This window comes from Desulfovibrio sp. (genome assembly GCF_018379785.1).
Lineage (GTDB): Bacteria > Desulfobacterota > Desulfovibrionia > Desulfovibrionales > Desulfovibrionaceae > Desulfovibrio.
The window spans coordinates 1-9,581 of the sequence record NZ_JAGZUV010000092.1; the positions used below are offsets into that span (position 1 = coordinate 1).

General features: G+C 55.7%; 12 protein-coding genes. 3 read left to right on the forward strand and 9 right to left on the reverse strand.

Annotated elements, in window-relative coordinates:
- Positions 1-332 (reverse strand): hypothetical protein (locus KH208_RS14260; RefSeq protein ID WP_291437394.1); only part of this gene is annotated, 332 nt, incomplete at its 3' end.
- A 488-nt stretch (positions 333-820) separates the two neighbouring features.
- Between KH208_RS14260 and KH208_RS14265 the strand changes: the two genes are divergently transcribed.
- The 3 genes from KH208_RS14265 to KH208_RS14275 all read left to right on the forward strand — a co-directional run bounded on the left by KH208_RS14265 (position 821) and on the right by KH208_RS14275 (position 1,705).
- Entirely contained in the window at positions 821-1,081 is a 261-nt protein-coding gene (locus tag KH208_RS14265) for a helix-turn-helix transcriptional regulator (RefSeq protein WP_291437396.1), read from the forward strand.
- On the forward strand, positions 1,074-1,415 hold the full coding sequence (locus KH208_RS14270; RefSeq protein ID WP_291437398.1) for a hypothetical protein: 342 nt from the start codon (positions 1,074-1,076) through the stop codon (positions 1,413-1,415). The genes KH208_RS14265 and KH208_RS14270 overlap by 8 nt, the downstream gene beginning before the upstream one ends.
- A 125-nt stretch (positions 1,416-1,540) precedes the next feature.
- Positions 1,541-1,705, forward strand: a complete 165-nt coding sequence (locus KH208_RS14275; RefSeq protein ID WP_291437401.1) for a hypothetical protein — start codon at positions 1,541-1,543, stop codon at positions 1,703-1,705.
- Positions 1,706-1,714: 9 nt separating this feature from the next.
- Here the strand turns inward: KH208_RS14275 and KH208_RS14280 are convergent, their stop codons facing one another.
- The 8 genes from KH208_RS14280 to KH208_RS14315 form a co-directional block, all read right to left on the reverse strand.
- Positions 1,715-2,164 carry a hypothetical protein gene (locus KH208_RS14280; RefSeq protein ID WP_291437403.1) on the reverse strand — a complete coding sequence of 150 codons (450 nt, stop codon included), beginning with the start codon at positions 2,162-2,164 and terminating at the stop codon, positions 1,715-1,717.
- 129 nt (positions 2,165-2,293) lie between these two features.
- Entirely contained in the window at positions 2,294-3,166 is an 873-nt protein-coding gene (locus KH208_RS14285; protein WP_291437405.1) for a hypothetical protein, read from the reverse strand.
- A gap of 25 nt (positions 3,167-3,191) precedes the next feature.
- Positions 3,192-4,955, reverse strand: a complete 1,764-nt coding sequence (locus KH208_RS14290) for a helix-turn-helix transcriptional regulator (RefSeq protein ID WP_291437407.1) — start codon at positions 4,953-4,955, stop codon at positions 3,192-3,194.
- Positions 4,956-5,091: 136 nt separating this feature from the next.
- Positions 5,092-6,024 carry a hypothetical protein gene (locus tag KH208_RS14295; protein ID WP_291437408.1) on the reverse strand — a complete coding sequence of 311 codons (933 nt, stop codon included), beginning with the start codon at positions 6,022-6,024 and terminating at the stop codon, positions 5,092-5,094.
- A 205-nt stretch (positions 6,025-6,229) separates the two neighbouring features.
- Positions 6,230-6,799, reverse strand: a complete 570-nt coding sequence (locus KH208_RS14300; protein ID WP_291437410.1) for a hypothetical protein — start codon at positions 6,797-6,799, stop codon at positions 6,230-6,232.
- Between the two features lie 19 nt (positions 6,800-6,818).
- Positions 6,819-7,439 (reverse strand): hypothetical protein, encoded by a 621-nt coding sequence (locus tag KH208_RS14305; protein WP_291437411.1) that lies wholly within the window; start codon positions 7,437-7,439, stop codon positions 6,819-6,821.
- A 35-nt stretch (positions 7,440-7,474) separates the two neighbouring features.
- A complete protein-coding gene (locus tag KH208_RS14310) occupies positions 7,475-8,308 on the reverse strand; it encodes a hypothetical protein (RefSeq protein ID WP_291437413.1) in 834 nt (277 codons plus the stop codon).
- A 70-nt stretch (positions 8,309-8,378) separates the two neighbouring features.
- A partial coding sequence (locus tag KH208_RS14315; protein ID WP_291437414.1) for a hypothetical protein occupies positions 8,379-9,581 on the reverse strand: 1,203 nt, incomplete at its 5' end.

Consider the following 9,581-nt stretch of genomic DNA (forward strand, 5'->3'; position numbering starts at 1 on the left):
TGAACGGAGAGCAGCTCTTCGTCCGAGATGCGCCCATCCGCTACGGCGGTCCGAAGCAGCAGCCCCAGTACGTTTGGGAGCGCCTCGTCCGCCGATACCGAGATGAAGTTCTCCAGCGGCAAAGCCTGCATCAGTAGCTCGTCCGTGAGCACCGTCCCTTCCTCAAGCGATACCTCGTCCGGGAAGACAAGCGCCTGCTCCGCCGTCACCTGCGTCATCTGAAAGGCGTCCCCGGAGAGGTTGTAGGTCGTTTCCGACAGCCGTTTGGCCACGACAAAAGAGGAGCGGATGAGCGTTCTCACCCGCCCCTCGAAGGGGATTACGATGAACATTGGAAACCTCCTTACCCGACGGCTGTGCCGCCGCTGTTGTAGACCACTTGCAGATAGGGCTTGTAGGCATTGTCCGTTCCTGCCATGCGCATATAGCAGTTCGACCAGTTGGCGGAGCCGAAGTTGCGGAATGACCGCGAAAACAATACAATTCGGGGCTTTCGTTTTTTAGTCGAGCTTTCGTTTGGAATTTGGTGCAGTTGGGTGCAAAGTGGGTGCAAAACTCGAAGAATTTGGTGCACCCACAGCTTTCGTTTTGCTGTTATCAGCGAAAGAACGATGGCCCGGGGCCGAAAGAAGAAATTTTCGGATTACATCCGTACGGAGGTTGCGAGGATTTACAGATTACTCCACAATGTAGGTACCCTGCGCAGGGTGCCTATTTTTCATTTTGGGTGCATTTTCATAGGGCTGACTTTCCTATGCCCATAACGGGTTTCATGGTAGTACGGCTACAATGACAAGAGCGCCGGAAGGTGGCATAATATATGTGCAGAGTAATTGATCTGGTGAAAACCGGAAAGAACATCGAGCGGCTTCTGGCTGAACGCGGACTGACAGCAAAGGACGTTCAGCAGCGCTTGGGCTTTGCAGAGCGGCGCCCGGTATATTTCTGGATTGCAGGCAAGAACCTTCCCTCAATCGATAACCTGTTCATTCTTACAGAAATGCTGCAAGTTCCGATTGATGAGATTCTCATCGCCAAGGATGAATACATACAGCAGAGAGGTGAAAATTCACATGAGTGAAATTGTTCATCAGCCCGGGAAATTGGATTTTCTGATCGTAACAAAAGATGTAAGCGTGACTGAATTCCGCAGAAAGCCATCCGCAGTGTGGGCCTATTTGAAAACGCCCGGGCATGTCATTTTCTTCACTCGCCGCGGCAAGCGAAACTGCGCGATCATGTCCATCGAGACCCATGCTTGCCTGAGCGGTGATTACGAAAAGACCATGCGTGAAATTGAAGAAGCTGCGGCTGCATGGCGCGAGGAGCAGAAGGCTCTGAGGAGGGCCAGAAGGGAGGCCAAGAGTGGTACCGGAAAAGATTGCTCAAATGCTGACGGCGCTAAAGACGCCTGACTTTTTCATCAGGGACAATAGAACCGCAACTGAAAGCATCCATGATATCCTCCGTGATTATCTTGCACGCGCTACCGATACCATGACCGTTGAGGTCGATGCAGAACTGCTTATGGTGAAAATGTATGAACTACTATATTGCTGATCTTCATCTGGGTCATGCCAATGCAATCCGCTTTGACAATCGACCATTTGCTGATGTTGATGAAATGAATGAATCACTTATCCGCAGCTGGAACAGCATGGTTACCAAGCAGGATACGGTCTATGTACTGGGCGATTTCATTTAGGCAAAGGAGTCACAGTGGCCAGCCTTTCTTGAAAGGCTCAACGGCGGAAAAGTTCTGATTCGCGGCAATCATGATCCCAGAGAATTCAGTCAGACCACCAAACGGTATTTTCAGGATATCGCACCTATAAAGGAAATCACCGACAGCGGCAAGCATGTAATTATGTGCCATTACCTCATCCCTTTTCATAGGGCTGATTATGATGAAAACTGCTATATGCTTCATGGGCATGTTCATAATACCCGTGAAAATACTTTCCTTCTTCGATGGCGCGAAGAGATTCGCAATGCCTGCACGGAAAGACATCATGTCCGCGGGCAGTTCATCAACGTCGGCTGTATGATGCCTTGGATGGACTATCAGCCAAGAACATTGGCAGAAATCATCGAACGGGAGGAGGCTGCTTCTCATGCATTGAGGCTCTGGAACAAACAGGGCCGGATTTCTAATCTTCTTCATCCTATCTCTCATCTGCCTGATAGATATATGGCAGCGAGTTTCTTCCCGGCTGATGTGTCCCAAATATGTGCTGAAATATGGCATGAGCATCCTTCCAAGATTGGAGTTGTCAGCCAGTCATCTTTAAAATCACTCCGCCCACGTCTCGACCGCATACATGCCGTCATCCATTACCAGCAATCCCTGGTAAAATTCAAATCTCGCCAGAAAAGCGCCTTCGGGCGAATGAAGCGTGTACACCTCCGTATTTCCCGTCACACACAGGGCGTTGCGCTTGCCTGTCACCACAAGCCCGGACAACCACTCTATCTTTTCCCCAGTTTCCTCTTCGTCAATCTCAATGTCGATGTATCCAGCCTCGCAATCCAAACGGCTTGCGGTGAGCGTCGCGCCCTCAAACACGCCTTCATCAACCCCCAGAAACTCGGCCAGCGGAGTACGGCGGATGTTCAAGGGCTTGATCGGGCAATCAAACTCTGCTTCCAAATCGTAACCCATGACCTCTGTAAAGCAAGCTATGTAAAGCGCATAGGCGTTAGGCTCCAGATTCTCCACCACCCGGTTGCCTGTGATTGCCAACGGGATGATCTCCACAATGCCATCCGAGCCATAGCGCACGGCGCTGTATGTATCCAGGCCGTAGTCGCGTATCCCAAAGGCTTGATCCTCCATCTGTGGCTCGGCCGCAGCGGCAATCAGGCTTTCCAGTTCAAGAACGCGGTTCACATCAAGCCGCCTGACAAGAGTCACGTTCTGGCACTCCGCCAGAAATGCCAGCCGTTCTTCATCGGTATCCGGCAGCGGGTCGTCGCTTTGATATTGCCACACGCACCCCTCCTCATCTAGCAAGACAGCTTCAGAACAAACGCCTGATCTGTCTTGCTGGTAGCAGCGCATGAGCAAAATGCGCGCGTCCTCCGCCTCACAGTTCGCTGGCGCAGCGAATATCAGTATCAGGGCTGCTATCAGTATTAGCGCCGTCCATGTCCGCTTTTTCTTCATGGATGATTCCTCCTGTAAAATGCTGTCATCGGTCGGGATTCCGGCTCTCGCCGGCCTCCTGCTCATTCAGGGGCACAATCATATTTTCTATCGCCACGCACAGCTTCGGATGGTGAATGACAAAGTGAATGGTGGGTTTTCTACACTTGGATATGCTTACCCACTTTCCTTCACTGATGAATATCTGAATATTCCGGAATGCGCCACGACCATTTTCCCGGGCGGTATAGCCGGGGTGCGACTGCGCGAAGGCGCGTGTGAGGCGCAGGTGTTCCCAATAGTCTGCTTCGTCGTAGTGAACCGGCATCCCGGCAAACACCTCAGACATCGCGACCGACACGCTCTCCTGCCCAAACTCTTTCTGCGTCAGGACGGGGAATTCTTCCTCGTAGCTTCCGTTGTCGAGCATTGCCGCCACAAAACCTTTCATCTGCGCGCAGGCCTCCAGCATACGCCGCCCATCGCTGTCAGGAACGCCGTTTTTCTCCAGCAATCGCGATAGACATTCCTCCGAAAGCGTGTGGGGCGGAAGGGTGGTCAGGAGACTTCGGCGCTTCCCCGGCTTAAGCGCCTCCGCAGCAAGGAATGAGCCATAGACGTTTTCCGCCGTCCCGCAGTAGATATCCATCAGTGGCTGCGCCTTTTTCAGAATGGCTTCGGCGCGCCGTCTGTAATATGCCAGATCGCTGCCGGATTTGGAAAACAGGTAGCGGCCATGAGCAAAATTCCCGGAGATGCATTCGCCCTCAACCGCCACCGCGCCGGAACAGAACAGCAGATGCCCGTAAACGGCGTTCTGTCTGCCGGGGAGATACCACGGCATAATCTGTCCCGTCATGTACAGCGGAATCCAGCTTTCCAGCCCCAGCATCATTTCGCCAAAGGGGCGGTTGAGGTCATGCACCATATCCAGGCGCAGTCCCTTTTTGAGGATTGCCGCCAGTCCGAGCATCCATTTTTTGGAGAATTCCATATCCTGCGCCAGTTCCTCAATTGGCATATCGCTGCAGATAAATACCGGCTCACGCGACCGGGAAAGCGCCGTGGCCTTGAGAAAATCCAGCGTGGCCTGACGGAAGTTCTCCAGCCCATAGCATGTCCTGGTCGTAGGAAGCTGGAAGGGAACGGTAGGCACCTTCAATTCGTCAAAGCGGATAGCGCGAATATAGTCGTTCAGGTCAAAATTGTCCAGCTTTTCCAAAAAGGAAATAATCGGGTTTTTCTGGCTGGCCGCACCGCTCAGCAGCCACTTTGCCACCTCGCAGGCGCAAGCGCCGTCTTCGCTGAGCGCACCTTGCTGCACACCCATCAGATGCGCAAGCGCAGCGCGTTCAGACGGCTCTGCGCACCGGCGGGCCGCAAAATTACCCACACCTTGCGCAAACGCGGCGGAATTCGCGGGCGTGCGCTGTCCCGTGCGGATACGGGACAGATAGGAGGGGTCGAAATTCAGCGCCCGCGCCATATCGCTGGAACGCAGGTTAAGCACATTGATGAGCAGATCGAAATTCACTGCGAGCCGGTTTCCCTCTTTTTCGTCATATCTCAGTGATTTTTGCAGGGCCGAAAGCAGCTCCGGCTGTGTAAATCCGTCCATTCCTTTACGCTGCGCAAGGCGAGCCAACCCCTTGGAGAGATTGAGAAGCGGTTCGCAATCCGGCGCGGGCGTACGCTCCCCGCTTCGGTAGCGGCTGATAACCGCCGTGGACAAGCCGCTGGCGTCGGCCAGATCCTTTGCGGTAATGCCTATTTGATGGATATAACCGTTAAGAGCCTCTTCGAATCGCATGACCTCTTTTATCTCCTTTTCTCATGGCCGGACGCCGTTTTTCCTGCCCTGATTATACCATGAAAAGGAGGCCCTTTCAAATCCGTTCCTTTCGATGGCAAAGCCTGCGTTTCCTGCGCAGCGATCCAGCGCTTCATCATTCCGTTCTTTTTTTGATGCCTTCCCTCGTCCTGTCGATGGCATCCTGCGCATTTTTCAAGTCCTCTAACTTTTCAAGTTCCTCCGTGCTTAGTGCTTCCACCGTATACATGCCGTCTGGCCGCGCCAGCAGACTGTCGCTGAACACAAATTCTGCCTCCGCCCCCTCCGGCGTGACCAGCAGGTACGTTGTTTCGCCGCCTTCAGGTTTCAGGGCGCTGCGCTTGCCTGTAACCGCGAGGCTTTGAAGCCATGCCAGCTTTTCCTCCGCCTCCGTGCCCTCGAGCGTCCGTTCCGTGCCGTTTTCCCGCACCGCCACCGTCGCGTCTTCAAAAATATTCTTTTCAACGCCGCAGAAATCCGTCAGAGACATGCGCTCAAACGGCGTGGGCTGATACAGAAATTCATATTCGTCGCTGTCCAGATCATTGCCCAGCACTTCCGTAAACAGGGCCAGATAAACCGCGCGGGCGTTGATATCTGTATTTTCATAGGTCCAGTCTCCCCACTTCGCCAGGCAGATGATTTCCGCCTCTCCACCGTCTCCGTAACGGATGGCGCTGTATGTGTCAAGACCGTAATCCAATATATGTCCCGGACCACGTTTCACTTCTTCAGGCTGTATGGCAGCGATCAGGCTCCGGATTTCCTCCACCCTGCGTTTGTCCAACTCCCCCACGTGCTCCACGTCTTCAGTTTTACCCAGCAGTTCCAGCCGTTCGGCGTCTTCTCTGGGCAGCCCCATTTCGTTTTCGTAGTGCCAAATTCCGCCCTCTTCATCCAGGAACGCCGCATCTGCGTAAACGCCCCATCCCACCTGCTGATAGCAGGCCATCAGGATGATCTGCGGCCGCTCTCCTCCCTCGGCCAGCGCCGGCGCCGCCAGCGGCAGGCACGCTGCCAGCAAAAACAGCATAATCCTTTTCAGCATATTCTGTTTTCCTCCTGTTATGGTATGTCAGCATCATCCAGAAGCCATCCGGGAGCGCGCCCCATAGTCAAGGCGATAGAGGGAAAATGCAAGGATAATCCATTCCTTTATGGGCTTATATTCCTGCGCACGTCTCCACTGCGCTTTTCCGCTCATATATAAGCCGGCAGCCCATTCCCTCATATATGCCAGCCAATGCGCGCGATCATTTATCCGGTTTTCTGCGGCCCTTTCCAAGTCCGGAAAGTCCTTCAACAATATAAACCAGCCCCATCACCGCCGGCGCCACGCCCAGCGTAAACAGCCCGGCGCCCATCACCAGTGACGGTATGTGGGGCGACGGATACCCTATCTCCGAAGCCAGCAGATATCCGCCCCCGCCCAGGCAGGCCGCCCCAAGGATCAGCCAAAGCAGGGCAAAGAGCAGGAAAAATGCCGGATGCATGTTGATATAACAGTTTACCATCCACGCCGTATGAGGGCTGTATCCCCCTTCCGGAGGGCCCCCTGTATTCAGCGCGGCCACGATTTCAGCGGCAGTCCGGGCATACGGTTTCATGAACGCCCCTATCAGCATCCACATAGCCGCGCCGCAGACTGCCATGCCCAGAGCCGCCGGGGCGCGCGTCTCTCCGCGCAGCAGCCACCATATCCCCATCCCTACGCATACAATCGTCAAAAGTGCCAGCAGCCACCGGAAAAGCCGCATCACGACAAAGCATATTCTCGTCTGGCGCAGGGCATATTCCTGATTTTCGCGCCATGTATCTTCCATTCTATCCACTCCCCCTTTCTTATCGCTTCCTGACTGCCCAGGCGCTCCTGGCGTATACGACGCCCGCCGCCCCTAACGGCGCCCCGATGAGCGCAAAAAGGACGCTCAGAGGGACAAACAGCCAGAAAAACTCCCTGAAATCCACATCTACCAGAACAAAAGCGATGCCCAAAACCCCCATTCCGGCGAATGCGACCGCGCAAAAGAGCAGAAAGCCTGCGATAACCGCCAGTTTTCCACAGATCGCGCCCAGCATAGGCTCGCGCAGCTTCTGTGTGTCCGGCGTATACTCCGGCGGAAAACTTCCGCTTTCTCCACGACGCACCGCAGCCACCGCCGCTTCCACTTCCGCATACGCGCTGACATAGCTCCCGTTGAATTTAGGCTTACAGAGTTTGATTTCTTTGTATATCAGTACAACGCCAAACAGCACAACGATGAGATTCCTCTCAATCAGCCCCACGGCCAACATGATGGCCGCCACCAGTGCGGCGATAATGCCCAGTATCCGATAGCCCCACCGAAACATAGCCGCCGACACCCTGAAGTGATTCAGGATGACCTCCTCGCGCTCCAGCCACGCATTGCGCAGGCTTTCCATCTGCTCCCGTTCCCTGTCGGCTGATAAATCCCAGGCCATATTTGCCCTCCTTCCCTGAAAGCTCGTATGCGCCCTCAGCCTGCGTAGCGTATTCCCTCAAACAACGCCTGCTCGCCAACGCCGCCGATAATATAGCCCCAGCCCGCGGTTTCATCGGGCGCTATGGTCAAATAACCCCTGCGGCCGTCCTGCACGGTGAACCATGCCCGGGAAACGCCGTCTGTGGCGGTGATCAGTATCTTTATTTCCGCCGCCAGTTCCCCCCGGGATTCCTTCCCGGTCAAATCCACATAGGTAACCGGCACTGCCGTTTTCGCCGTCAAAGCCTGCTGCGCCCAAGTTTCCTCGCTTTGCAGGTCGTATTCAAAGTGCCACAGCCCGTCTCCGACCGTGACCAGCTTCCCGTCCTCTACCGTCAGGCGGCGAATGCCCATGTGGGTTCCCAGCGCGTCCACATATCCGGCCATGGTCATTCCTTCCGCGTCCATGCCCGTAATCCGGCCCTGCGCGTATTCCGCGCCTTCAAACGGCAGCGGCTTGAGCTCTCCCGCCTCATACGTCAGGCACCATGTTACGTCGTCGTCAGACATGGGATCGCCGCTCACGCAGATCTCCTTGACACCGTTCCTGTCCAGGTCGGCAATCCACACCTGCGCCTGCGAGCAGTCCATGCTCCATTCCGCCTGCGTCCCATCTTCTTCAGCCACAGTCATCTTCACGCCCGCGCCGTCCTCTGTCTGCGTCCACTGGATCGCTTCCGTGCCGCGGTTCCTATCAAGGTTCATATCCAATATCTCGTCCGCCGGCAGCTCCAGCGCGGAGAATCCGTTCTCCGTCGGGCTTTCTGCCGCCGCCATAGCACCAACCAGCATGCATACCGCGCAGCACAGCGCCAGCCATCCTTTCATGATCTTTATGCCTCCGATTTTCTCCATCTTTTACAGGCAGGAGGGCAGCGATTGCCGCCCTCCCCGCTTCTTATTCCGCCGTCTGCCGAACCGGCATCGCCTCCAGGCAGCCCGACAGCGCCGTTGTGAACCGTTCGATCAGTGCGCTCAACTGTTCCTCCGAAAGGGATTCCAGCGCCACATCCGTGCCGCCGAGCTGCAGAGGCTCGGCCTCATGCAGTTCAAAGCTCAGCCCCGTCAGCTCAGGCATATCCTCCGTTCCAATCATAAGCCTGCCCCTGCCCTGCAGTCCGTCCGGGCCGGGCTCCACGCCCGCTTCCAGCGTAAAGGCGTAGGTATCCGCGCTCTGCGCCGCGTCCGGACACAGCGTGCCTTCCAGTGTAAACGCCTCTCCGCCGTCGGGGGTCATAAACGCATTCATCTCATGTTCGTATTCCATTACGATTTCCGGATTGCCGACGCCTATGTAGACCTCGCCTCCATAGCCCGGCAGGCCTTCCTCCGTGGTGGTGGGTCTCTTGAGCGCACTTATCCGCAGCAGCCCCGTGTCCGTCTCGCCCTCGCTGACGGTCAGCTGCACACCCCAGCCCGTCAGCGCAGTGTCCGGAATGCTTAAGATGCCCACAATCAGCTGCATGCCGTCGCCCAGGCTTCCGTCCACGAGCGTCTGCGAATAGCCAAGGTCGAAGAAATACGGGGTGTTTTCCTCTGCATAGGGCTCAAAGCTCAGATACCATTCATCGGTCGCGCCGTCCTCCTGCGTATTGGTAACAATGACGTACCACGGCTCGGCAGCCGCATCATAATTCGTCCCGGCGCCCAGTACGAAATGGCCTTCGGACTGCGCAAGCGACCCGGCTGCGCCACGCATCATTTCCACAATCGCGGCAGATCCCAGCCCCTGAGAGGCGAGCATCACGTCCAGCACCGGAGCCAGTTGCCCGTCGCCTTCCAGCTGGTCGGCCAGCCGTGTGAGCAGTTCTGCCGCCTGCGCATGTGTACAGGTAATGTAGATTTCGTAGGCCACGGCGGGAAAGCCGTATTCCTCGGGCACGTCGTAGAATTCCTTCACGGACAGTTCCTGCATAAATTCGTCAACGATCGCGACATACGGCTCCATCAGCGGTTCCAATGCGCTGATAGCGGCCGCCGTCTGCGCCGTCTGCATTTCCAGCGTGCCGAGCAATCCGGCCGTCATTTCCTCCAGATTCATTCCCAGCAGCGTCTCCCAGTTCATCGTATAGCGTTCATCCGGCAGAAGATCGCTCGCTAT

Coding starts and splice junctions, on each gene's coding strand:
- KH208_RS14305 (WP_291437411.1), bottom strand. CDS start 7,439: ATGGCCTGGGATTTATCAGCCGACAGGGAACGGGAGCAGATGGAAAGC.
- KH208_RS14285 (WP_291437405.1), bottom strand. CDS start 3,166: ATGAAGAAAAAGCGGACATGGACGGCGCTAATACTGATAGCAGCCCTG.
- KH208_RS14290 (WP_291437407.1), bottom strand. CDS start 4,955: ATGCGATTCGAAGAGGCTCTTAACGGTTATATCCATCAAATAGGCATT.
- KH208_RS14310 (WP_291437413.1), bottom strand. CDS start 8,308: ATGAAAGGATGGCTGGCGCTGTGCTGCGCGGTATGCATGCTGGTTGGT.
- KH208_RS14265 (WP_291437396.1), top strand. CDS start 821: ATGTGCAGAGTAATTGATCTGGTGAAAACCGGAAAGAACATCGAGCGG.
- KH208_RS14300 (WP_291437410.1), bottom strand. CDS start 6,799: ATGGAAGATACATGGCGCGAAAATCAGGAATATGCCCTGCGCCAGACG.
- KH208_RS14280 (WP_291437403.1), bottom strand. CDS start 2,164: ATGAAGAAGATTAGAAATCCGGCCCTGTTTGTTCCAGAGCCTCAATGC.
- KH208_RS14275 (WP_291437401.1), top strand. CDS start 1,541: ATGAACTACTATATTGCTGATCTTCATCTGGGTCATGCCAATGCAATC.
- KH208_RS14295 (WP_291437408.1), bottom strand. CDS start 6,024: ATGCTGAAAAGGATTATGCTGTTTTTGCTGGCAGCGTGCCTGCCGCTG.
- KH208_RS14270 (WP_291437398.1), top strand. CDS start 1,074: ATGAGTGAAATTGTTCATCAGCCCGGGAAATTGGATTTTCTGATCGTA.